The sequence below is a fragment of the Streptomyces sp. NPDC046805 genome (genome assembly GCF_040645355.1).
Taxonomy (GTDB): domain Bacteria; phylum Actinomycetota; class Actinomycetes; order Streptomycetales; family Streptomycetaceae; genus Streptomyces.
On sequence record NZ_JBEYYC010000037.1, the window covers coordinates 35,343 to 58,845 of the forward strand.

Sequence of the window (23,503 nt, forward strand, 5' to 3'; positions counted from 1 at the left end):
CAGGGAGGGAGCCACGGGCTTCGACCGGGCAGCCATGCCAGCGGGTGGACGGACGAAAACGCACCGCTGAGCCGCCAGCGCGTGAAGCGGGGCGCTCTCCTGCCGGTTCGAAGAAGGTCCTGCGTCCTCCTGAACCTGCGCTGGCGCGCCCCCTCTCGGTCTTCGCCGCCGGGGCCTCGCTGAGCGAACGTGCGCTCCCTTCCAGCCCCTTGACGAGGTGGCTTCATCATTTCGCCCCGCTCAGCGCCCACCGCCGAACGCGCAACGAAGCCCACCGCTCGTTGGGCAGTGGGCAAGGAGATGCCTTGAAGCCGTTCACCGCGCCCTTGCAGGCACGGTGAACGCGGTCGGCCGGTCAGCCCCGCACGCTGCGTACCAGCAGGTCGGTGAGCAGGCGGATGTCGTTGGGGGTGTTTTGCAGGCCGTTCCAGCGGCGCTGCTCCCCGTCGGGGAAGCGCCACATGCCCGAGGTCCAGGCGGTGATGGGCATCAGGCCCAGGACGGCGTTGCGGACCTCGTCGCAGTCGACGTCCTCGGCCGCCATGCCCTCGGTGAGGGTGTCCATGACGAAGCCCATGGCCTGGATGCCGACACCGTGGGTGAGGCGGGATTGGCGGGGCGGGAGTTTCCAGGCGTCGCTGAAGGTGTCCTTGACGATGGTCCAGAAATTGCGCAGGTGCTTGAGCATGCGTTCGACGTCGCCGGAGCCGTCTTCGGGGTTGCGGTATTGGTAGAGGGCGCCCTCGAAGAGGCTGTGTTCCAGCATGCGCAGCAGGCTGGTGTCTTTGATGTTGCCGTCCGGTGAGGTGGGGCTGGCGATGCGGCCGTAGAAGGGGCCATTGCCGGTGTTGAGGCGGGTCATCAGTTGGGCGGGCAGGCGCTTGCGGGCGTAGGTGGGGGGAAGGTGTCCGCTGGTTTCGGGCAGCAGTTCGTGGATGAGGCCCTTGGGTAGCGGTTTGGTGGAGTTGACCAGGATGAACTGGGAGCGCTGGTCTTCTTGGGTGTCGGCGATGAAGCCGACGGCGGCAACGGGGAACTCGCCCAGGTCCGCGTCGCGGATGGCGGCGCTGCGCTGCTGGCCGTCCACGATCAGGGCGGGCTTGTCCTCATCGGGGAGGGACTCGTCGACAGGGATGACCAACTCGCCGGGGACGGAGTAGTCGACGCATGCCCGTGGGCGGGCGCCGGTTTCGAACCGGACGGAGTCGTCGAAGGCCAGGACGAGGGCGTTGGGGAGCATGGCGTTGTCGGACTCGAGGTAGCGGCGGATGCCCCGGATATGGCTGAGGACCTCAGGGCGTTGGTAGCCCTGAAGGGTGCTTGCGTCGTCGCGGCGTACGCGGGAGACGGCGGCGAAGCTGTGGAGTTTCTTGCCGTCGACGGCAAAGCAGTAGATTTTTCGGTTGCCTTGGCGTACTTCGAGGGCGGGAAGCCTCAGCTCATATCGGTCGGCCATTCGTATCTCCTGACGGGGTTTTAAAAAAGCTAGATGTGGTGTGGAAGTTTATCCGAAGGTGAGTTGTCTCATCTTCGCCTCGAGCACGGTGAGATTGTGGAATCCGCGGCGCTTGTTGCGTTCACTGCCGCGGAATATGGCGATTTCGATGCCGTGCTTCTTACACAGGGCGCAAGGGCAGGTGCGCCAGGGTGCGTCGGCCAGGGTGCGTTCGTAGTACTCGAGGTAGCTTTTCTTTTTCGGGCCGAGTACGAGGGCTTCGTAGGTGGCGAGGGCACTCATGACGTCTTCGAGTGCTGTCTCTTTTCGGTCGTAGGCGCGGAGGGCGCGCAGGCAGTCTCGTTCGGCGATGATGGCTTCGGCTTGGGAGACGCTGCCGGAGAGGATGAGCCGCTTGAGGGCGGGGTTGCCGTCGACTTGAGGGACGCGGATGGCGGTATAGGCGTCGGTGGCGGTGTGGTAGTTGTTGCGGTCGTCCATGAAGGCCTGGCGGAAGGCGGAGGTGCTGTCGAAGCTGGTCACTCCGTGGCGGGCGAACTGTTCCATGCTGTCGACTCGGTTGATACCGAGCAGGTGCAGTCCGGTTTCCGGGTTGCGGACTTCGTCGATGGCGCGCAGGCAGGCCAGGATCTCGTGGGACTTGAGGGGGACCATGCCGCCCAGGGCGATGCGTCGATATCCCATTTTCTGCAGTTGGGCGACGCTGTGGGCGTAGCTTTGGGGTCCCCATCCCTGGGCGGCGCCGACGGGTTCGAACCGGGCGCCTTGTTTGGTGGTGGCGCCTAGGAAGTCTTCGGCCAGTTCGAGGGAGATCTGCTGGCGGTTGATCCACGCAGGTTCGGGTTCGGTATCGGATTCATCGGGGATGTAGCCGAAGATGATGTGGTCGATGCTTATGCCGGCGTCGAATTCGCAGCGCACATAGAAATCGAGGACTTCGTCTACCTCATACGGTGGGCGTTCTTCGTCGATGTAGTTGAAGGCGCCGCAGTCGCCGATGGTGGAGCATGCGTCAGGGAGGCGGAAGAAGTTCCTTACGCCCAGGCGGTAGAGGCGCTCACGCTGCGGGGCGGAATATTTCCCTGCGCCCTTCATGGATCCGTCGACAACCGCTTTGCTGACGAGGATCCCGTCGTAGGGAATCGGCGTCACGGCCTGGTGGGCGTAGACGTCATCGCGCTGACGGACTCGGTAGGGCGAGTACTCGTCGTTGATGAAGTCGTAGGTGGGGCTCACCAGGTCCTGACTGTCAGGGAAATAGAATTTCACGCGGCTTTTGCCTTTTCCTGCACATAGATACGGAGGAGGTAGTTCGACAGGGTGCTGATGTGGCGGGGGTTGTTCTGGAGTTCGTTCCAGGGGGTGTTCAGGTCGGGCCAGCGTCCCTGGGTCCAGCGGCAGTGCGGGGCGATCAGGGCGAGTTCGGCCCGCGCCAGCTCCACGGCATGAGGTGAGGTGGGGTCGATGGCCATCATGACGCGGTCCATCAGGCGTCCCATGGAGCGGATGCCGACGCCGTGCATCAGCCGTGACCGGGTCGGCGGCAGCCCCCATGCGTCGGGGAAGGTGTCGCGCACCGCGGTCCAGTAGACGACGAGGATCTGGCGGATGGTGGCCGTGTCGACCGTGCCGTTGGACAGATTCTTGTAGGGAAAGAAGGCGCCTGACGGGGAGTTGAGGGATTCCTGGATGGCCGTGGTGAGGCTGTTGTCCGTGACGACGGCGTCCGTTTTCTGCTCGGTCGTGGTGGACGGGCGGCGCACCAGGCCTCGAAAGGGTGAGTCTTTGTCGTGGTTGAGGGCTTCGACCAGGACGGCGGGGAGTTTGCGGGCAGAGAGCTTGGTCGGCAGCAGGGTGCCGACTTCCGGGAGGAGTTCGGTGACCAGGTTGGTGGGAAGCGGGGAGACCGTGTTCACGCGCAGGAACTGGTCGCGTTGGGTTTCCAGGTCTTCGGCGACGAAGCCAGCGATGGTCACGGCCAGGCGGGTGTTGCGGGTGCGGGCCAGGGCGAGGCTGCGCTGCTGGCCGTCGACGATCCAGGCGGGCCGGGGGGCGTCGGGGGCGTCGGGCAGGGGGATCTCCAGCGTGCCCGAGGTGCATAGGCCATCGCTGCTGCCGGGGCCTGGGCTGGACTTGAACCGTACGCTCGAGGGCAGCGCCATGATCAGCCCGTTGGGAAACAGGACCTCCTCGCCGTCGAGGTACTCGAGGATCTGTTTCACGTGCTGCTTCTTCTCGGGGCGTTGGTAGCCGATCAGTTTGCCGGCCTCGTCCCTCGAGATGCGTGCCACGTCGGCGACTTGGCTTACCTCTTCTGCCGCCAGGGTGAACACGTACAGGGGGATCGTGGGGTGCTGCTCGATCCGCAGGGCCCGGCGCTTAAGCACGAGGGAGGTCATCGAGGGCCAATCGTCGCTGTGTACAGGTCCGCGAAGCGCTTTTGTTCACAGGCCATTCCCTGGTCGCGCAGCAGGCGCAGCAGGCGGGTGCGGGAGTAGCTGGGGTGGCTGCCCTTCGACTGTTCGATGAAGTCGATCACGGCTTCGTCCGTCATCGGCCGGCGCTCGTAGCGTTCGGGGCGGGCGACCTGGTCGGCCCAGTCTTTCCAACGCTCCTGTGCGCGGGGGGTGATGAGGTGGCCGGGCGTGCAGTGCTCGAGCCAGGAGGCCGCCATGCGGACGTTCAAGCTGGTGCGGGTGCCGCCCAGGGCGTGCCGCAGGGCGGCGTTGGCTGGCACGCGCACGATGCCGTCCAGATCGCAGGCTCCCCCGATCAGCACCACCTCGACTCCCGTGGCCGCCAGCACGGCAAGGTCGCGGTGCATGGCCCCTGCATAGGTCTCGGACAGCACCACCAGCGCCCGGCCGGCGGTGGCTGCGATCCGGGGCAACGGATGGGCCTCGTCCATGCGTTGCAGATGATCCCACCAGGCGGTGGCCTGCGCGCTGGAGGAAGCCACGGAATCTGCGTGTCGGGGCAGAAAAGTCGCTGCATACGAGGGGGCGAGACTGGAGACTGGTCGCAGGCCCAGACCGGCCGAGGCCACATAGAGGCGGGGAACAAAACCAGCCCGAGATGCGGCTTTTGTGAGGACTTGCGCGCGCCGCCACTGGTCCCCCTGATAGAGGTCCTCCAGCGCGATGCGCGGCCCTGGCGCGGCGTGAAGGCGGCGGGCCCATTCCGCGGCCCGCTCGGCGAGGTCCGTTGCGGGCAGGGCGCGGGCTTGCAGGGTGGCCTCGGGGGGTGAGGTCTTCCGGTCCGTGCACGTGACCACGATGGGCAACTCGTTCACTGCGGTTCGACCTCTGGCTTCCGTAACTCGTTTCTGATTGTGGTTACTGTAGCCGGTAGTTAAGACGGTAGGCTGCCACTGCCTCAACGGAGGCAACTGGACTTCAGATAAGGGAGTGACAGCATGGACCGTCCCGCGATCGTGTTGCTGAGCGGCGGCCTGGACTCGACCACGGTGCTGGCCATCGCCAAGGACCAGGGATTCACTCCCTACGCGCTCAGCTTCCGCTACGGTCAGCGGCACTCCATCGAGTTGGAGGCGGCCCAGCGCGTGGCCGAGGCCCAGGGGGTGGCCCGGCACGTCATCGCCGACATCGATCTGCGGGTCTTCGGCGGCTCTGCTCTGACGGCCGACATCGAGGTGCCCAAGCACGAGTCGCTCGCGGACGTGGAGGATGCGGGGGTGCCGATCACCTACGTGCCGGCCCGCAACACGATCTTTTTGTCGTTCGCGTTGGCGTTTGCCGAGACCGTCGGCGCCAGCGACATCTTCACCGGGGTCACAGCCGTGGACTACAGCGGCTACCCCGACTGCCGCCCCGAGTACATGGAGGCGTTTGCCACCATGGCCAACCTGGCGACCAAGGCCGGCGCCGAAGGCACCTCCAAGATCACGCTGCACTCCCCCCTGATCGCGCTGTCCAAGGCCGACATCGTCCGCGCGGGCCTGCGCCTGGGCGTGGACTACTCCCTGACCTCCTCCTGCTACGACCCTGACGAGCGGGGCCGGGCCTGCGGCAAGTGCGACACCTGCCTGCTGCGCCTGAAAGGCTTCGCCGAAGCCGGCGTGAAGGACCCGGTCCAGTACCAGAGCGCCTGAGCATGACCTACCTGATCAAGGAAATCTTCTACACGCTGCAGGGCGAAGGCGGCCACGCCGGCCGCCCGGCGGTGTTTTGCCGGTTTTCCCGCTGCAACCTGTGGACCGGCCGGGAACAAGATCGCGCCCGCGCGATCTGCCAGTTCTGCGACACCGATTTCGTGGGCACCGACGGCGAAGGCGGCGGCCGCTTTCGCACCGCCGAGGAGTTGGCGGACGCCGTCGAGGCCGCCTGGCCCACCACCGACCAAGCGCACCGGTTCGTGGTGTGCACCGGCGGAGAACCCCTGCTGCAGTTGGACGAGGCCGCCATCGAGGCCCTGCACGGCCGCGGCTTCGACATCGCGGTGGAAACCAACGGCACCCGGCCGGCTCCCCGCGGTATCGACTGGCTGTGCGTGAGCCCGAAGATCGGCTCCACGCTCGTCCTCACCAGCGGCGACGAACTCAAACTGGTCTACCCCCAGGCCGGCGGCGACCCCGCCCAGTTCGAACACCTCGACTTTCGCCACTTCCGCCTGCAACCGCTGGATGACGCCGACCGCGAGGCCCACACCCGCGCCACCGTCGAGTACTGCATGAAGAACCCGCGCTGGACGCTCTCCCTCCAGACGCACAAGTATCTGGGAATTCAGTAATGGAAATCTTCCGCGAGTTCACCTTCGAAGCAGCCCACCGCCTCCCGCGCGTGCCCGAAGGCCACAAGTGCGCCCGCCTGCACGGCCACTCCTACAAGGTCACGGTCCACGTCGAAGCACCCGTCGACACAGAGGCGGGCTGGGTGATGGACTTCGGCGACATCAAGCGGGCCTTTAAGCCCATTGATGCCCAACTGGACCATTACTACCTGAACGACATCGAAGGCCTTGAAAACCCCACCAGCGAGAACCTGGCCCGCTGGATCTGGGACCGGATGATCAACGAACTCTCCGAATTGTCCGCGATCACCGTGCGCGAAACCTGCACCTCCGGCTGCACCTACCGAGGCGGCGAGTAAAAGGCCATGCACGACATCCAAAACGAGATCGACCATCGCGGCATTGCCATCGACGAGGTCGGGATCAGCAACCTGCGCTACCCCCTCACCTTCGACGACGGCCACACCCGCCAGCAAGGCATCGCCGACATCAGCGTCACTGTCGGCCTGCAGGCGCAGCGACGCGGCACCCATATGAGCCGCATGATCGCCCTCATCCATGAAGAGGTCGCCACGCTCACTCCGCAGGAATTGCCCATCGCCCTCAAGCGAGGCCTCACCTTGCTGGACGCCCCCTCTTTGACCCTGACGTTGGCGCTGCCCATCGCCACGTCCGAGACCGCGCCTGCCAGCGGCCAGACCTCCTGGCAGACCCATGACGTCATCGTCACCGGCCGCATTGCTGGAGACGGGTGCACCGTCACCACCGCAGTGACCACCGACGTCACCACCCTGTGCCCCTGTTCCAAGGCCATCTCCGACTACGGCGCCCACAACCAGCGCAGTGAGATCACCTTGCAGGTCGCCGGCACCGCCGACGCCCCCTACCCGCTGCCGGTCCACGAAATGGTCGCCCTGCTGCGTGCCGCCGGATCTGCTCCCGTCATCCCCCTGATCAAGCGACCCGACGAGCGCGTCGTCACCATGCAAGCCTATGACCACCCCGCTTTCGTCGAAGACACCATCCGCGACATAAGCCTTGCCTGTCGAGAAAAGGGACTTAACCATACAGTCAGGGCGAAAAACCTGGAAAGCATCCACAGCCACGACGCCGTCGCCACCCTGATTTACACCCCCTGAGTAACAACAGGCCAGGAAAGGCTGCTGGGTCTGCTGCAGGTTTGGGCGGGCCGGGGAGCTCCACCCGATGCGAGCGAAATATAGGCAGCACCACTTTGGGAATACCTCCCTTAACACCACCCGATCCGGCGTTGCTCACCACAGACGGCGCGTTCGTGTGTGAAGCTCAGGCGAGAGTTGGCGAACGCATCGAAGCCTTGATGCCCTGCCTCTTCGGCAAACAGGCTTCAGGCGTCGTGGTCGAGTGGGCCCACCCGCCATGGGTCGCTCGCAGTCCGTATCGACGAGCGAGCGGCGAGTGCGGGCGACCGACGGCTACGTCAGTGAGCGGGGTGCCGCGCCGGCCCACCTACGGGAGCGACAATCCATGTCGCCGACTGCGCCAAGATCGACCACCCAGCCGCCGCCCTCGACGCCACCACGGCCCAGCACGCACTCGTCAAAGACAGCGGCTTCCACCGCTCCTGCGAACACTGCCGACCAGACAACGCCCTCGGGATCACGCAGGACTAGACGGAACCCGGCTTCCCCTGACGGGTGCGTCGCCCGCGAGCCATCCGGCCGTCCGCGCTCCCACATCAGACACCCCAGGGACGGCGGAATGGTCGCTTCCGGTGAATACGCGGTGACGTTGACTGGCCTACACGGCCCTCATCCCGCTCCACCGCAGGCCACAGGCTTGATCACCCACAAGAAGATCACTCTCTTCTAAGCACCGGGCCGCACGCCACCGCGCGTTGGAGGCGGGCATATTGCTAATTTCATCAGAAACATGACGAAGGCACATCCTCACCGTGATTGAGGACGGGGCTTCGCCTCGAAGCAGTGTTCTCAGGTGACTGCCCGCATGGGAGCGGCACGCAGGCCAGTGGGGGGACCGAAGGCCGGCGCAGCGAGTCGTAGGTCAACTGAGACCGGCGGCGCGCCTCAACTCAGATTCGCTGTAGCCGAACGTGTAGTCCTCGTCCATCCCCTTCGACAGCCAGATGTCCGCCGCGTCATGCACGCTTATCGACTCGCTGCCTCCATCGTCGTCATGGTCTTCGCCGATCATGCAACGGCAATCCTCGCAATAGCCGCTCTCCTGCCCGTCTTCGTTGAACTCGACGAAGACGAAGCGCTGGTGCTTTGGGCCTGTGGGCATGAGAACTCCTGCCAGCGAAGTGAACACTGACGGTAGCAGTGCGCACACGTCAGTGGTCCTGAGCCCGCGATGCCCCGGCCCACACTCCAGGCCGGCCATCGCGGCGCGTGGCTAGCCTCGATCTTTCTTGACGGGCCGTCGACAGAGTCGACGGCCCTTTTCGTTGCCGGTGGCCGGGGTCGGGCAGGCTGAGGGTCCGGGTGTCGTCTCGGGTGGACGCCGGGTTCCACTGCTCCGGGCTGGACCGTTCTCTCGTGAGGACAGGTGAAGCAGCTGGTCAGCCTGGGTTGGGTAGGAGTGCGAGTCGTTCGAGGGCGGTGGTGATCTCACCGGTCCAGGGCCAGTGACGGGCAAGGCGGAGGATCCGGCGGCGGCCGGTGGTGACCAGCTAGCCGGCTGCGGAGAACAGGCGGAACCGCAGGCGACGCGGTTCCCAGAGCCTTGCCTGGCCGATCAGGGCGAGCATGGGCATCCAGGCCAGCAGATCGAGTGCTATCTGGACGATCTCCAGCCAGACCTGGTTCTGGACAGTGTCGTGCAGGGGCAGGTTCCGTAGGCCCGTCGCCCGGGCGGCCCGGATCCGGTCCTCCGCGCGGGCCCGCAGCCGGTGACGGAGCTCGAGCTCGGCGATCGGACGGCCCGGGGTATTGGTGGCAAAGCAGGTGATCCGCATGCCATCCGCGTCCGTGATTCTCAACTGGGCCCCCGGATTTCGACGTCCGCATCGTCGCTACGACCGGCACAGCGCACCAAGGGGCAGATGCTGTGTGGACAAAAGCACGTGCGAGCTACAGGGCCCGGACGGCACGCCAGGAGGCTGGTCGAAGCCATCCGGCGCCCGAGACGAAGCGGTCTCGCCGTTTAGAGGGCGCCAATTGTCCCGCCAAAAGGCTAGTTGACCTACCAATCGGTAACTCGCTACCGTCTCAGTAGCGTTAAGGGGCTCCACCATGGCTTGCCAAGGTGGAGCCCTTTTTATGTCCTCTTCTGCACAGGCAGTAGGGGTGGGCGGGAGCGTCGCCGTCATCAGGTTCCTAGGCCGCGAGAGCGGCGACGCCCCACCACGAAGGGGGTTACCCATGAACCACCAGCATGACATGTCTGTCAACGGGAGCCAGGATGGCCCGGTCAACCCCGGAGTCCATCCCGTGAGCACGCCCCGATATGTGCGCGTGACCGTCGGCAAGCACTTCAACTTGTCCATGTCCGTGTCGGTCTCGCCGGCCTTCCTCACCCTCCTGGCTGTTGCCGTGGGTGTCGCTGGAGGCAACTACTGGTTCTTGCTCTGAGCTCCCGGCCCGGCCTGGCGCGGTTGTCACCGCCAGGCCGTGGACCAGTTGTGGACGGCTTGGTTGCGGTGGACTGGGTTTGCGGCTGTGACCTGAGTCTTTCCCGTAACGCGAAGGGCCCTCGCGCGCCGTGTGCGTGCGGCCGCCGATGCCCTGGAGCGGGAGTGCGGTGGCCGGGGCCGTGGAGTGAGGTGACGTGCGCGAGATCCATGCCCGTCAGCTGACCCGGCGCCCCCGACCAGGCCGACGGCCACAGTCCCCGACCACGGGTCACGATCCGGCAACGTGCGTACTGGGCTGGCGTGGTCGGGCTCATGGTCGGGCCGACCACGGGACTTCTCCGGGCTCGGGAAGGTTGCGCAGTCGCGGTTGCTCAGCGACGGCGGCGCTCATTGCGCAGGCGGTTGCGCAACGACGCCGGCGTCCTGCGCAGCCGGCATGTGCAGTCGACTGCGCATAGGGGTAGGCGCCGTCGGCTCTGGGTTTGCGCACCCGGCAGAGCGTGCCCAACCGGTCCGCCACGGCTGCCTCCTGGTGGGGGCGCCCCGGATCCGTCGGCGGCTTGTCGTCTGTGCCGGCCCTGGCTGGCTCGGGCACCAATTCCCCGTCCCGGCCGTCGGCTCAGGCGTGCCCCTGTGTCCGATGCGTGGTCGGGGCTGTGGTCGGCCCGACCATGAGCCCGACCACGGGTTTTGTGTCCCCATCGTGACCGTGGTCGGGCCTTCATGGTCGGTGGTCGGGTCGGGGCCTGCGGGTTTTCTCAAGGTCAGCAAGTACACGTTCTGACCTGGGAGTTTGACCATGCCTCCTGGCAAGCAGGCCTTGGAGAGCGAGGCCGCTGGTTCGATGGCCGCGGGCGCCCGGCTGGAGAAGATGCGCCGGCGCGTGCGCCTGTCGCGTCTGGCCTTGTTCACCGCGATCGCGGCCGGGCCCGTCGCCCTGGGCGTTGCAGTGATGTCCGGCCCGACCACGGTTGCGGCCGCCCCCGGGGCCAAGCCCACGGCCGTGCGCACCGCAGCCGCCGCGGCCGACCCGGCGGGCTATGCGCAGCTGTTCATCGGCGCGTGGCTGCGCAGCAGCGCCGACGACTCCACGAGTGCGCAGGCGCGTCTTGTGCAGTCGATGGCGCCGGGTGTCGACCTGCCCGAGACGGCCTCCGATGCGCAGTCGGCGCCCAAGTCCGTGACGGCGGTGCGCAGCGCGCAGCGTGACGGCGGTGCGTGGTCGGTGACGGTGGCTGCGCAGTACGCGGACGGGCGGTTGCGGTACTACACGGTGCCGGTGGCCGCCGCCCGCGATGGCGCCTCGTTCTCGGTGACCGGTGCGCCCGGCGTGGTGGCCGGTCCGGCCCGTGCCGAGGTGGCGAGGTCGCCGTACCGGGTGACCGTCCCCGACGGTGATCTGTCCTCCGCTGTCGGGGAGTTCCTCGCCTCCTACCTGGCTGGTGCCGGAGAGGTCGACCGCTACCTCTCGCCTGGCGTCACGCTGGCTCCGGTCTCCCCCGCCCCGTACACAGCGGTCGCCGTCCAGCAGGTGTCCGCCGTCGAGGATGCCGCGGCCGCCGAACGCGTCCCGGCCGACGGCACGAAGGTGCGGGTCCTCGCCTCGGTGGAAGCCCGCGACACCGCCGGCCGGTGGCCGCTCGCCTACGAGCTCACGCTCAAGGCCCGCTCGGGCCGGTGGGAAGTCGCCGCGCTGGAGTCCGGGACTGCCCGAAACGGAGGTGCCCGATGAACACCGTGCACGGGCTGGTGCTCGCCGGGCAGCTGGACGACCTCGGCAACTCGTGGATCAACATGTTCAAGGACTGGGCGACCAAGGGCCTGCAGGCCGGTCTGATCTGCCTCGTCGTCGTCATCATGGTCCAGAAGTTCAGCCTCAAGGCGGGGATCGGTGCCCTGCTGCTGATGGTGATCGCGCTCGGGTTGTACAACTCGCGCAACGACCTGGCGAACATGTTCACCGACGAGGTGAAGAACCCGTCCAAGGGTGCGCCCGCCGTTCCTGGGGTCGTCCGGTCCGAACTCCCGGCCTCTGGTGACCACGCGCCGGGTGTCGGAGGCTGGCTGTGACCGCGGCCGCCGCGCGGGTGGGCCGCTTCTACACCGCCGCCCGACGCCATCCCTGGGTGCTGGGCAAGGTCGCCGACTGGAAGATCCCGCTCGGCCCGTACACGCCCGCGCAGATCGCGGTCGCGGTCGGCGGCGGCTTCCTTCTGGCCAAGACCATCGGCTGGTGGTCGTGGATGGGGCCGGTCCCCCTGATCGGGTGGGTCCTGGTCATCTGGATGGCGCGCCGGCCGAAGATCCGGGGCCGCGCGCCGATGCAGGCCGCTTTGGGCTGGGTGCTGCTCGGCTGGCAGCCCCGAGGCGGGCGGATCGGCGGGCGGGCCGCCCGCGACCGCGCTCCCCACCCGCTGCTCGGCGGCTTCACCATCGAGGACACGCCCGCGCCCGGCCCCGCAGCGCAGACCGCACCCTCCCCTGCGGTTCAGCGGCGTCCAGCCCGGGCGCCGCACCCGAGCCCGCGCCCGGCCGCAGACCGCTCGTCCGCACCCCGCCGCACACAGCCAGCTACTCCCGCCGTGGCAGCGGGGCCGGTGTCGGGTGTGCAGCAGCTGCTCGCGCTCGCCCAGCAAGGGGGTGCGCGATGAGGGTTGCGATCCGTCACATCGCCGGGCACCTGGTGTGGTCGACGCAGGGCAGTGTGTGGGCGATCTACCGCCTGCACCCCGGCCCGGACGCGCAGGGACGCCGCGAGGAGACCGTCCAGGGCACCTACGTGCCCGCCGCCGTCCGCGACGAACAACTGGCACAGATCACCCACTTGGTGCGCTCCCTGTCCGGGGCCCCGCGCCTGTACGGCATGTGCGCCCAGGTCGACCCGGGCGAGATCGCCCTGCGCATGATCGAGGGCATCGAGCCAGCCGAGCAAGCACCCGGTGCGGGCCGGCACCCGTGGGTGGAGAACGTCGAGGCCACGCTGGATCTGCTGGACGACCAGGAGATGCACCGCCGCACCCTGTGGCTGGCCGTGCCCCTGCAGACCGAAACGGGCAGCCTGCAGGTGTCGGCGTCGCTCGGCGCGGCGTGGGCCGAGGTCGCGCCGATGCTGGGCATGCGCCCGGCGCCGGTGGCACGGCGCGAGGTGAGCGCGTATCGCGAGCAGGCCTCGCGGGTTCAGGCCGCGCTCGCCGGTGGCATCGCTTTCCGCCCGGCCCGCCCGGCGGAGATCGTGTGGATGATCCAGCACGCCCTCCACCGCGGCCTCGCGGAGCCGCTGCTGGCCGAGGCCGAGACCAGTGAGATGTACGGCGGGCAGCTCCGTGACGGGGTCCTGCGCTCCCCCAGCTACGCCGACCTCGGCCAGGTCCGCCTGCAGGAAGGCGGCATCGACCCCGACCTCGACGACGTCGACGAGCTCAAGAGCGCCGGCCGGATCACCCGGTCGGGCCGCACGACCTGGTGGCGGCTGAACACCGGCTCGCCGCTCGGGCGGCGCTGGCTGCAGGTCGAGTCCGACAACGGGGTGGGCTACCAGGCGCAGTTGGCGCTGGCCGAGTGCCCGCCCGCGGTCGGCCAGGACGCCGCCGACCTGTTCGCCCAGCTGGAGATGCTCGACTTTCCCGTCGACTACACCGTCGACCTCACGCTCGTGCCCGCGGAGAAGGCCCGCGACCAGGTGCGCCGCAAGAAGAACGAACTGATCGACCAGGCCGACCAGTACGACGCCCGCCCCACCGGCATGCCCGCCTCCTTGACCGAGGCCGCCCGCGACCTGGGCGAGCTCGACGCCCGTCTGTCCCGCACGTCGGTCGAGGTCGAGGTGCAGTCGGTCACGGTGCTGACGGTGTGGGGTCCGACCGCCGCCGTCTGCGACGCCCGGGCCCGCGCCCTGGCCGCGCTGCTCGGCGGCGCCGACTACCGGGCCGTGCGCCCGGCCGGCCTGCAGGAGGCCCTGTTCACGCTCGGCCTGCCCGGCACCGTAAGGCCGGGTGTCGTGCGGGAGTTCACCCAGCACCAGGTTTCCGAAGACTGGGCGCTGTCCGGGGCGTTCACCGCTGCGGAGGTCGGCGACCCAGGCGGCATGTTCCTCGGTATCGACCTGGACTGCGGCACCACCCGCCCCGTCATGATCAACGTGGCGGATGCGCCCAAGGTCGATGCGTCCGCCTCGATGGGCATCGTCGGGGACCTCGGCGCGGGCAAGAGCGTCCTGCAGAAGCTGATCGCGGAGGCGGTGTGGGCGCGCGGCGGCTGCGCAATCTGCATCGACCGCACCCCCGTACGCGAGTGGGCCACCTTCGCCCGCACCGCAGCCAAGGGGCGCGTCCAGATCATCGACGCCGCCCAAGCCGAAGTGTCCATCGACCCGCTGCGCATGTTCGACGGCCCGGAGGGCCGCCACTACGCCCTGTCCTACCTCACCTTGCAGCTCGGCATCGGCCCGATGAGCACCAGTGGTGAGGTCCTGCATCACGCAGTCGAGCAGGTCGCCGCCAGCACGCAGCCGTCCATGCACCGTGTCGTTGCAGTCCTCGAGGAGATGGCCACGAGCGAGGCGGGCAAGCGGCAGGACGCGGCCGCTACCCTCGCCGGCCTCATCCGCGTCGTCGCCACCAACTCGCTGGCGGCGATGGTCTTCAACCCGACGCTGCCGCCGGTGCGACTGGACGCCTCCAGCGCCTCCGACATGATCGTGATCACCACGACAGGGCTGAAGCTGCCGCCGAAGGCCGCGTTCGACAAGCCGGAGATCCTGCACCAGCAGCCGCTGGAGGCACTGATCGGGCGTGCGGTGCTCTACCTGATCGCCGCGATCGCCCGGCAGACCGCGTTCGAGGACCCCGAGCGGTTCACCGCCGTGGTCCTGGACGAGCTGTACTGGCTCACCTCGTCCGCCGAAGGCACGGCCCTGGTCCACGAGATCCTCCACGACGGCCGCAAGCACGGCGCCGGGCTCCTGGCCGGTTCGCACGACGCCGAGGAACTCGGCCCCGACCGAGGACTGATGGCCTACCGCGCACTCGCCCGCACCGCCGACCGCGAACGCGCCCGCCGCGGCCTGGAGTTCGTCGGCCTCGACCCGAACGACGGCGAACTGCTGCGGCTGGTGACCACCGGCCTGTCCCCCGTCGGCCAAAAGGGCCGGGAGGGCGAGTTCCTACTCACCTGCCCGCGGCAGAACACCGGCCGCATCAAGGCCGTCATCCCCCGAATCCCGCGCATCACCACCTCCATCACCACCACGCCAGGACGCCGCACGAGCGCCGTCTCCCCCTCCGTGCCGGAGCCGCTCGCCGGTGAAGCCGCACAGACCCGTCCGAAGGAAACCCTCTGATGACTACTTCTTCCTGGGACCGCTCGCGGCGCCTCGCCGCCGCGAGCGTCCTCACCGTGATCGCCTTCGTGGTTGCCGCGGTCGTGCTCGCCTTGGGGGCGGGCGTGCCGGACGCGTGCTGGCCGCACACCGGACGGGCCTTCGCCGCCGACACCGCCCACCGGGATCCCTGCGCGCTGATCGTGGGCCCGGCCAAGGCGTACTGCGAGCGCGACGCCGCGAGCTCCGCCTCCGGCCAGCATGAGATGGCCGACGGGGCCTGGAGGCTGCTGCCTGCCGGTGCAGGTGTGGGTGCTCTCGTGGTGTGGCGGCTGCGCAGCGCCGCTGGGCAAAGGCGGCGCTGACGTGTCCCGTCCAGACCGCGCGAGACTGCGTTCAGCCGGCTTCGTCGTACTGCTCACCGGCGTGTTCCTCCTGGTGAACACGCAGGTCGTCTACGCGGCTGGCAGCAACAGCGAGACCGGAGACCTGCTCGCCCCGCTGAACATCTACTCGTCCGAGGGTGTGCCGATCGACGGGTACGACCTGAACGCCGAGGGCGGCTCCATCGTCGCCTTCAAGAGCCAGACCCTGGCCTTCGCCCTGTCCGGGCTGTTCACGCTGATCCGGCTGCTGGTCGGGCTGGCCGGGTGGGCGATCGAGGTGGCCTTCCGGTTCCCGCTGCTGAAGCTCCTCACCCGCCCGGCACAAAAGGTCGCCGACACCTACGACACGGTGGTCGTCGACACGCTCGGGATCAAGGGGCTCTTGCTCGCCTGGGCGTTCGTGTTCGCCGGTTTCATGATCGTGCGTGGCCGGGTCGGCCGCGGTCTGGGCGAAATCTTCCTCACCCTGCTCATCGGAGCGATCGCCGCCTCGGCTCTCATCCGGCCCGACACCCTGCTCGGCCCGGACGGTCCGCTGGGGCAGTCCCAGCAGGTGGCTGCCGAGGTCGCCCGGCAGAGCGTCAACTCCTACGACTGGGGCGGCAAGATCGCCAGCAAGGGGCCGTGCGACGGCGTGGCCGGCAACGCCGAACTCAAGTGCGAGGAGCGGGAAGGTGAGGGGCCCGTCTCCGCGGCCGAGGTGGCGCGCCCGATCCAGGACTCCCTCACCAACGCCCTGATCGTCAAGCCGTACATGCTCCTTCAGTACGGGCGCATCCTCGACCCCGCCAAGGACTCCGACCGCAAGGCCTATGCCGTCCACCTGAAGTGGATCACCGGCGGGTATATGCCCAGCTCGACCCCCACGGACAAGGCGAAGGGCGCCTGCAGCCTGGTCCATGGGCCGGCCAAGGAGTTCTGCCAGCGCGGCGTCGACGGGGCGCCGAGCGGCACGAGCAACGATCTCCCGGCGCTCACACCCGGCGGCGAGCTCCTCGACGCCTCCAACGCGGTCGTCACCGACGAGGACCAGGCGTTCGCCGCGTTCCTCGCCGACATGAAGAAGGCCGGCCCGGTCGGCACGTCGTGCGCCGCCTACGCCGAGAAGCCCACCTGGTGGCGGGTCGGCGGAGCCTTCCTGCTGCTGATCGCCGCGCTGTTCATCTGCGGCATGCTGCTGTCCAGCGCGATCGTGCTGCTCGGCACCCAGGGCATCTGTGCTGGAGCCGCGGCCGTCGGCGGCGTCACCTTCGTCGCGGGCATGCTGCCCGGACCCGCACGTCAGAGCGTGTGGAAGTGGCTGTCCATATGGGGCATCTCGGTCCTGGCCGTCGTCGGGATCTGCGCGTTCATCCCGTTCTTCGGGATCGCCGTCGACGCCACCATCACCAACGGACCCGACCTGATGGTCGAGCGGATCCTGCTCATCGACGTCCTCGCCATCGCCGGCGCGGCCGGACACCGCAGACTGCTGACCGGCATCGCCTCCTTCGGCCGGCGCATGGCCATGCGCATGCGCTACGCCAAGGTCGGCGGCACCCACATGCCCGGCGACACTTCCGAGCTCGGCGCCGCGCTCGCCATGAACTCCCCGGCCGCGATGGGCGGATACGGCGGCGGGCTGCGCGCCTTCACCGGCTGGGGTGGCGGCAGGCTCGGGATGCTGGGCACCCGGCAGCGGCTGATGGGCGCGCTCACCTCGCTGTTCGACGGAGCGGGCATGCCGGTGGACACCCGTGGGATCCTCGGCGATGCCACGGCCGAAGCCGGGCGTGGTCTGGCCCCGTTGACCGCGGCTGCGGCCGTGGGCGGGCTGGGCGCACGGCTCGGCGTCCAGGGCGCCGGCTGGCTGCTGACCGGACGGCGTCCCGACCGGGAGCAGTTGGCCAAGTGGCGCAAGCCCACCGCCGACGGCGATCCAAACACGGGCGGCCCGTCGGACGGCGGGGACGGCGGTTCAGGCGGCGGCGTAGGCCCGCGTCGGCCCTCAGGCCCGCCCGACCGGTACCGCCACGAGGACGGGCAGATCGTCGACCGCAACACCGGCCAGGTGCTGCACGACCAAAACACCGACCGCACGCTGCTGTCGACCCGGGCCCACAACCGGCTGGTCCGTTTCCGCGGCTACCGCATCCTCAACCGAGGCGGCCGGGCCGCGTACGGGGCGACCGTCGGTCTGCCAGCCAATGTGCGCCGCGCGCGGTCGGGGGGCTCGCGCTACTCCCAGGACGCCCGCCAGCAGGTACGGGTATGGGGCAACACCGTCCGCGAGGACGGCCAAGCCTGGGGCGACACGGGGCGACACGTGGCCCAGGTCCTGCGGGACCACACTGACGACAGCGGCGGTCCCGGTCCGTTCGCCAACCGCCGCCTGCCAGCCGCAGCCACACCGGCCGCCACCCCACGCCCGGCTGCGCCTGCACGACCCGCTCCCCCAGCGGACCGTCCCGCAGCTCCGCCGCTGGCACCGCTCCCGCCTCGGCAGGGCCCACCCCCAGTGCCTCGGTCCGATCTCGGCAGGCCGGTTCGTCCCGGAGGCGGGAACGCGCGGGACGAGGCACGGGACCGGATGCGGGAGCTGCTGCGGCGGACCGAGCCCGACGCTGACCAGCTCAACCGCCTGCGCAAGGTGCGGGATCGGTGGCGGGAGGACGAGGACGGTGAGGACGGGTGACGCCGCCGGGACGCCGTGTCCGGTGGTGGGGATGCATGGTGGCGCTGCTGATGTTCGCTGCCGTGTGCTGCGCCGCGCCGGTCGGGAACGCGATCAGCGCCTACGTCGCGCTGAAGACGGGCGAGCAGGACAACGGCGGAATCGCCGAGGGCGGCAGCGCCGCGGACATCCCTCCCCGGATGCTGACCGCCTACAAGAAGGCCGTCCAACAGGCCGGGAAGTACGTGCCGAAGTGCGAGGGCATGCGCTGGCCGATCCTGGCCGGGATCGCCAAGGTCGAGTCCAACCACGCCATCGGCCACAGCATCGCTGACAACGGCGACATCCGCCCGAAGATCTACGGGGTGCTCCTCAACGGCTCCGGCGCCGGCGGCAACACCACCGTCTTCCCGGACACCGACGGCGGCAAGTGGGATGGCACCGCAAACGGCGAACGCGCCGTCGGGCCGTTCCAGTTCATGCCCTCCACCTGGGAGTCGACCGGCAAGGACGCCAACGGCGACAAAATCGCCGACCCGCACAACGCCGAGGACGCCGCCCTCGGTGCCGCCATCTACCTGTGCGGCAAGGGCCGTGACCTGACGAAGCGTTCGCAGTTGAAGGCCGCGATCCTGCAGTACAACCACTCGAGCGAGTACGTGGCCAACGTGCTGGGTTGGATCGACCAGTACACAGCGGCCGCTAATGACCTGGACCTGAAGAACGTCTCCGGGAAGGCCCGCACCGTCATCGATGCGGCGCTCTCGCAGCGGGGGGTGCCGTACTCGTGGGGTGGGGGCGGCACCAAGGGCCCGTCGTACGGGTTCTGCTGTTCGCCCAGCGGTAAGAGCGGCGCCAGCATCCGGGGCTTCGACTGCGCCGGGCTGACCCAGTACGCGTACGCGAAGGCCGGCATCACCCTGCCACGCGTCGCGGCCTCCCAGGCCGGCGTCGGCCAGCGCATCCCGGCCAGCCTCGGCACGGGCGCACTCAAGCCGGGTGACCTCGTCTTCTACGCCACCGCTCCCGGACGCGATCCCACGATCTATCACGTCGGGATCTACCTGGGCAGCGGGCAGATGGTCAACGCCGCCCGCCCAGGCACCGTCGTCCGGCTGGACGCCGTCAACGCGATGTCCGGCTACGCGGGGGGGAGTACGAGTGCTATGACCACCAACCCCCGCTCACCGCGCCTGCTGCTGCTGAACACTGCCATCCTCGCCGTCGCCGGTGTCGCTCTGCTGGGCGTGTCGCACGGTCAGGACCCACCAGCACCGGCGGCGGCGCCGACCGTGCGCGCGACCACAGATTCATCCTCGGTGGCCGCTTTGTCTCCCTACAGCAAGCCGACCCCGAGCACGACTGCCACCGCGACGCCCGCCACACCGACACCGTCGGCCGTCGAGTCCGCTCTGCCACCGCACGGCGAGGGCACGGCCGGCGACCTGGCGATCCAGCGGAACCTGGAGGCAGCTTGGCCGGCCGATCTTCCCACCGCCGACGAACGGGCGTTGCTCACCGCCGGTCGCGCTCTGCTGCGCGCCGACGCCACCGGAGTCGGCCGCGCGAAGTGGCCCACCGTCTTCGGCGACTCGGGCCAGGCGGTGGCTCCGGCGTTCGCCACCGCGCGCTTCCGCATCCAGGGCGCGATCGCCCGCCGCGACGGCAGCCCCAACAAGGCGGTGGTCCATTTGGTGTGGGCCGGCACCGACCGCGGCGGCACCTTCACCGACCTGCGCATCACCGACTGGCACTTCACCCGCACCATCACCAAGAAGGGGGCGTCCACGTGGACACCGCAGCCCCGTACCTGACCGGCCAGGCGTCCGCGTCGGCATCCAGCCCGGTACTCGGCCTCGTCTCTGCCATCGTTCACGCCGTCGGCTGGGTGATCACCTACTGGTGGGTGGTGGCCCTGGCCGCCGTCGTCCTCTGGGCCGCGGGCGAGGCGCTCGTACGCCACCTGGCGCGGAAGGCCTCCGCCGAGCGGATGGCCCTGGAGCTCGTCCCCTCGCGGCACTTCGACCCCGACCTGGAAGAGATCTTCCGCCGGGGTGTGCAGCTCGCCCGGGCCTCGACGAGTATGCCGTGGTGGGCGCCGCGCCGATCCAAGACGGTGCAGATCAGGCTGCGTGCCGACGGCTCCAGCCCGCTGCGCTACCGCATCGAAGGCCCCGCCGGCGGAGAACGCCTGCTCTCCATCACGCCGTTCGGTCCGGCCCTCACCGTCAACCGGGCCCGGCCCCTCATCGACAAGGCCCGTGACCACGTGGTGCGGGCGGAGTTCATCCTGCGCGGCAAGCCGACCGCACCCCTGCGTGAAGTCCCGCTGAACCCCGACCCGTTGCAGCCGCTGATCGACGCCGTCTCGGACCTCCGTGCCGAACTTGGAGACCTCGCCGAGATACGGCTCGACATCCAGCGCGCCCCCAAGTGGTCGCTGCGCGCACGCCGTCTGCAGCTGATGGCCAACGCACGCCGCGCGGAGCGGCGCGAAGCCCAGCGGGCCACCCGATGGGTGCGACAGGACGCCACCGGCATCGAGGACTCGCTGACCTGGCAGCTGCAGCAACTGGTAACCGGCAAACAGGGCGGGGGCGGGCGCCGACTGGTCATGCCGCCAGTCCCCCGCCGGGTGGACCCGGAGGAGGCGCTGGGCAAGCTGGCCGAGGACGACCACCTCGTGCGCGTGCAGCTGCTGGTGATGTGCGCGTCGAACACCGAGGGCCGCGCCGAGGCGAGGCTGGCTCAACTCCAGGCCGCGCTCGATGTTTTCGGCGGTGGCTCCCGGTGGGCGATGCGGGGCTGGAGGGTGGGCCCGTGGCGTTTCGGGGCGGACCGGTGGCCCTCCCGGCGCGGCTTCGAACGCCGCTGGGACCTGGGGCACTGCCAACCGCCCCGTGCGAACTGGGTCCGCTTGGAGGAGCTGACCGGGCTGCTCAAGCCGCCCACGGCGCACTGCCGCCTGCCGCTGCTCGCCTCAGACCTGCCGACGTTCGAGTTCGAGAATCCGGAGCTGTTGCTGCAGGGGATCTACCGCGGCCCGGATGGCCGCCGACGCCTGGTCGCCACCTACGCCAAGGAGACACTGTTCGAGGTCGGGGTGGGCAAGGCGGGCGGCGGCAAGACCGAACGCGCCCTCGCCCAGGCGATCGGCTGGGCGCACGCCGGCGGCGGGATCATGTTCGTCGACCCGCACCGCGACTCCTGGCCACGTGCCCTGCCGTTCCTCGCCCACGACCACCTGATGCAGCGGATCGCACTCATCGACCTCAACGCCAACGGGCCTGCCCCACAGGTCAGTTGTTGGAACCCAATCGGCATGCACCAAGGCCAGGTGGCCCACGAGGTCGTCGAAGCGACCGCCGACGCCTACGCGTCCGTGCTCGGCTGGGACGACGCCACCGCTCCCCGTGCGCTCACTATCCTCACCGCCTGTCTGGCGGTGCTGGTGGCCGTCAACGAGGCCGCCTGCCAGGCCGGGCAGCCGGAAGACCAGGCCACCGTCTTTCACCTGCGGTCCCTGCTCACCGACCCAGTGTTCCGTACGACTGCGCTCACCGCGGTCGAGGGGCGCCTGGACGAGGAGACCCGCTCCTGGTGGCGGACGGTGTTCCCGGCGCTGCCCACCGACGCGTTTGCCGTCGTCCTCAACCCGATCGCCCGCCTGGCCGCGAACCCCGTCACCCGTGCCTTCCTCGGGCAGCCGGCCGGCGTCTACAACATTCGGGCCGCGATGGACTCGCGGATGATCGTGTGGGTGTGCCCGGGTGGGAACGGGCCCACCGACCGGCTGATCACCGCGCTGCTCGCCCGGGACCTGCTGCGGGCCGTGCGCTCGAGGAGGGACACCCCGGAAGGCCGGCGCGTGCCGTTCCGCCCGTACTTCGACGAGCTGATCACCCTCACCGGCGCAGCCCCGGAGACGATCGCCGCGATGTTCGAGGACTTCCGCAAATACCGCGTGCACGTCCACGGCATGACCCAGCTGCTGGCCCGCCTGCCCATCCCGGTGCGGCTGTCGCTGCTGCAGAACGCCTCCACCCTGGCGTCCACCGCGGGCTCGCAGTCTGCGGTCTCCCCGATCACCGCGGAGTGGGGCGACCGTCCCAGTCCGGATGTCGTCGCCGCGCTGGACCGCTTCGAGCACTACATGTCGCTGACCGTCGAAGGCCGTCGCGTCGGTCCCGTCCGGATCACCGGCCCTCACCTGGACGACGTCTTCGCCGACTACGCCCGCCCGGGCCGGGCCGGGGCGCTGAAGCGCGCCGCCCGGGCCACGGCCGGCGCCGCGCCGCTGGGTCAGCTCACCGACCGGGCCGAGAGCCAGCTCACCCGCGTCAGCGCCTTCCTCGCCCAGCACACCCCCGCCGCCCAGTCGGCCGTCCGCCTACAGAAGAAGAGGAAATACAAGTGACCACCGTCTTCGAGACCGTGCCGTCCGGCCGTACGCCCAGCCCGGTCGAGCCGCTGCCGCATCAGCTCCTGGCCGTGCTCGGCCAGCACCGGATGGCGACCACGAACCAGCTCCACGCACTGCTGCGGCCTGACGCGGCGCGGCAGACCGTCTCCGCGCCGCTGAACAAGCTGCGCCGCGACAGCCTGGTGGACTACACCGTGCTGCCGCAGTCCAACCGGTCCCGCGCCTGGTACCTCACCAGCGAAGGCGCCCGGCTGACGAAGGACTTCCCCGCCCTGCGGGGACGGCCCCCATACCCAATCAGCTCGGCTACGGCGGCCTCGCTGAAGACGCCGCACACCCTGACCGTGGTCCGCACCCACCTCGCGTTCGTCACCGACGCCCGCCGCCGTGGTGACGAGCACGGCCACCTGGACTGGACACCGGAGGTCTCCCACCCGCTCAGCGACGGCGAGAGGATCATCACGGACGCGGTGATGCACTACACCCTCATGGAGGGCGATGAGCGAACCAAACTGCGGGCGTTCGTCGAGATCGACCGGGCGACGATGGGAAGTGAGCGGCTCGCCTCCAAGCTGATCGAGTACGCGCGACTGTGGTCGTACGAGCCACAGCCCGTCGGCCGGCCACGCTCGCGGCAGCCCGCCGCTCCCGGGGCAGTATGGCTGCGCTGGTATCCAGTGTTTCCAAGGGTGTTGTTCGTGCTGACCGGGGCCTCCCGGTACGTCCTGGGCAACCGGATCAACGACCTGCAGGCCATGGTGGCCGAGCACCCCCTCGTGGGCACGCTGGCCCGGCAGGTGCCGATGGGCGCGGCCATCCTGGAGAACCTCGAAGAGCGGGGTCCCACCGCTGACGTCTGGGTGCCTCTTGCCGGCGGCGGTGCGCGGCCGTGGACCGAGCTGTGAGGCCCCGTTGGCCGGGGCCGAATGTCGCAGCCTTGCAACT

At 69.2% G+C, this 23,503-nt stretch carries 19 protein-coding genes and 2 pseudogenes; 15 read left to right on the plus strand and 6 right to left on the minus strand.

What is annotated here, in order from left to right:
• Positions 1 to 355: 355 nt before the first annotated feature.
• From dbpB (ABZ910_RS31110) to ABZ910_RS31125, 4 genes are read right to left on the minus strand one after another with little or no spacing between them, the layout of a single operon-like run.
• Positions 356 to 1,456 carry a DGQHR domain-containing protein DpdB gene (gene dbpB / locus ABZ910_RS31110; protein WP_361371581.1) on the minus strand — a complete coding sequence of 367 codons (1,101 nt, stop codon included), beginning with the start codon at positions 1,454 to 1,456 and terminating at the stop codon, positions 356 to 358.
• 48 nt (positions 1,457 to 1,504) lie between these two features.
• Entirely contained in the window at positions 1,505 to 2,692 is a 1,188-nt protein-coding gene (gene dpdA / locus ABZ910_RS31115; protein WP_361371584.1) for a tRNA-guanine transglycosylase DpdA, read from the minus strand.
• Positions 2,693 to 2,721: 29 nt separating this feature from the next.
• On the minus strand, positions 2,722 to 3,855 hold the full coding sequence (dbpB, locus tag ABZ910_RS31120) for a DGQHR domain-containing protein DpdB (protein ID WP_361371587.1): 1,134 nt from the start codon (positions 3,853 to 3,855) through the stop codon (positions 2,722 to 2,724).
• Complete coding sequence (locus ABZ910_RS31125; RefSeq protein ID WP_361371590.1) at positions 3,852 to 4,748, minus strand: hypothetical protein; 897 nt, start codon at positions 4,746 to 4,748, stop codon at positions 3,852 to 3,854. Before ABZ910_RS31125 ends, dbpB (ABZ910_RS31120) begins: the two co-directional genes overlap by 4 nt.
• A gap of 123 nt (positions 4,749 to 4,871) precedes the next feature.
• Between ABZ910_RS31125 and queC the strand changes: the two genes are divergently transcribed.
• The 5 genes and pseudogenes from queC to ABZ910_RS31150 all read left to right on the plus strand — a co-directional run.
• A complete protein-coding gene (gene queC, locus ABZ910_RS31130) occupies positions 4,872 to 5,567 on the plus strand; it encodes a 7-cyano-7-deazaguanine synthase QueC (RefSeq protein WP_361371593.1) in 696 nt (231 codons plus the stop codon).
• Between the two features lie 2 nt (positions 5,568 to 5,569).
• Positions 5,570 to 6,205 (plus strand): 7-carboxy-7-deazaguanine synthase, encoded by a 636-nt coding sequence (gene queE / locus ABZ910_RS31135; RefSeq protein ID WP_361371596.1) that lies wholly within the window; start codon positions 5,570 to 5,572, stop codon positions 6,203 to 6,205.
• The gene (queD, locus tag ABZ910_RS31140) at positions 6,205 to 6,564 is read left to right on the plus strand and encodes a 6-carboxytetrahydropterin synthase QueD (protein WP_361371599.1); all 360 of its coding nucleotides are present in this window, start codon (positions 6,205 to 6,207) and stop codon (positions 6,562 to 6,564) included. Before queE ends, queD begins: the two co-directional genes overlap by 1 nt.
• Before the next feature lie 6 nt (positions 6,565 to 6,570).
• Positions 6,571 to 7,344: a GTP cyclohydrolase, FolE2/MptA family gene (locus ABZ910_RS31145; RefSeq protein ID WP_361371602.1), complete on the plus strand. Its 774-nt coding sequence runs from the start codon at positions 6,571 to 6,573 to the stop codon at positions 7,342 to 7,344.
• A gap of 345 nt (positions 7,345 to 7,689) precedes the next feature.
• A pseudogene (locus ABZ910_RS31150) lies at positions 7,690 to 7,857 on the plus strand (DUF6233 domain-containing protein); the annotation flags it as partial.
• A gap of 391 nt (positions 7,858 to 8,248) precedes the next feature.
• Here the strand turns inward: ABZ910_RS31150 and ABZ910_RS31155 are convergent.
• Positions 8,249 to 8,488, minus strand: a complete 240-nt coding sequence (locus tag ABZ910_RS31155) for a hypothetical protein (RefSeq protein ID WP_361371605.1) — start codon at positions 8,486 to 8,488, stop codon at positions 8,249 to 8,251.
• A 277-nt stretch (positions 8,489 to 8,765) separates the two neighbouring features.
• Positions 8,766 to 9,206: pseudogene (locus ABZ910_RS31160) on the minus strand (transposase); the annotation flags it as partial.
• A gap of 430 nt (positions 9,207 to 9,636) precedes the next feature.
• Between ABZ910_RS31160 and ABZ910_RS31165 the strand changes: the two are divergent.
• From ABZ910_RS31165 to ABZ910_RS31210, 10 genes are all read left to right on the plus strand, one after another.
• Positions 9,637 to 9,777 (plus strand): hypothetical protein, encoded by a 141-nt coding sequence (locus tag ABZ910_RS31165; RefSeq protein WP_361371608.1) that lies wholly within the window; start codon positions 9,637 to 9,639, stop codon positions 9,775 to 9,777.
• Between the two features lie 801 nt (positions 9,778 to 10,578).
• The gene (locus tag ABZ910_RS31170) at positions 10,579 to 11,511 is read left to right on the plus strand and encodes a conjugal transfer protein (RefSeq protein ID WP_361371611.1); all 933 of its coding nucleotides are present in this window, start codon (positions 10,579 to 10,581) and stop codon (positions 11,509 to 11,511) included.
• Positions 11,508 to 11,849: a hypothetical protein gene (locus ABZ910_RS31175; RefSeq protein WP_361371614.1), complete on the plus strand. Its 342-nt coding sequence runs from the start codon at positions 11,508 to 11,510 to the stop codon at positions 11,847 to 11,849. Before ABZ910_RS31170 ends, ABZ910_RS31175 begins: the two co-directional genes overlap by 4 nt.
• A complete protein-coding gene (locus ABZ910_RS31180) occupies positions 11,846 to 12,430 on the plus strand; it encodes a hypothetical protein (RefSeq protein WP_361371617.1) in 585 nt (194 codons plus the stop codon). The genes ABZ910_RS31175 and ABZ910_RS31180 overlap by 4 nt, the downstream gene beginning before the upstream one ends.
• Positions 12,427 to 15,117, plus strand: coding sequence for an ATP-binding protein (locus ABZ910_RS31185; RefSeq protein WP_361371620.1), 2,691 nt, complete (start codon positions 12,427 to 12,429; stop codon positions 15,115 to 15,117). The genes ABZ910_RS31180 and ABZ910_RS31185 overlap by 4 nt, the downstream gene beginning before the upstream one ends.
• Complete coding sequence (locus ABZ910_RS31190; RefSeq protein WP_361371623.1) at positions 15,117 to 15,461, plus strand: hypothetical protein; 345 nt, start codon at positions 15,117 to 15,119, stop codon at positions 15,459 to 15,461. Before ABZ910_RS31185 ends, ABZ910_RS31190 begins: the two co-directional genes overlap by 1 nt.
• Position 15,462: 1 nt before the next feature.
• Positions 15,463 to 18,156 (plus strand): hypothetical protein, encoded by a 2,694-nt coding sequence (locus tag ABZ910_RS31195; protein ID WP_361371626.1) that lies wholly within the window; start codon positions 15,463 to 15,465, stop codon positions 18,154 to 18,156.
• A 35-nt stretch (positions 18,157 to 18,191) separates the two neighbouring features.
• Complete coding sequence (locus ABZ910_RS31200; RefSeq protein WP_361371629.1) at positions 18,192 to 19,949, plus strand: bifunctional lytic transglycosylase/C40 family peptidase; 1,758 nt, start codon at positions 18,192 to 18,194, stop codon at positions 19,947 to 19,949.
• Positions 19,925 to 22,552, plus strand: coding sequence for an ATP/GTP-binding protein (locus ABZ910_RS31205; protein WP_361371632.1), 2,628 nt, complete (start codon positions 19,925 to 19,927; stop codon positions 22,550 to 22,552). The genes ABZ910_RS31200 and ABZ910_RS31205 overlap by 25 nt, the downstream gene beginning before the upstream one ends.
• The gene (locus ABZ910_RS31210) at positions 22,549 to 23,463 is read left to right on the plus strand and encodes a replication-relaxation family protein (RefSeq protein WP_361371635.1); all 915 of its coding nucleotides are present in this window, start codon (positions 22,549 to 22,551) and stop codon (positions 23,461 to 23,463) included. The genes ABZ910_RS31205 and ABZ910_RS31210 overlap by 4 nt, the downstream gene beginning before the upstream one ends.
• The last annotated feature ends 40 nt before the right edge of the window (positions 23,464 to 23,503 follow it).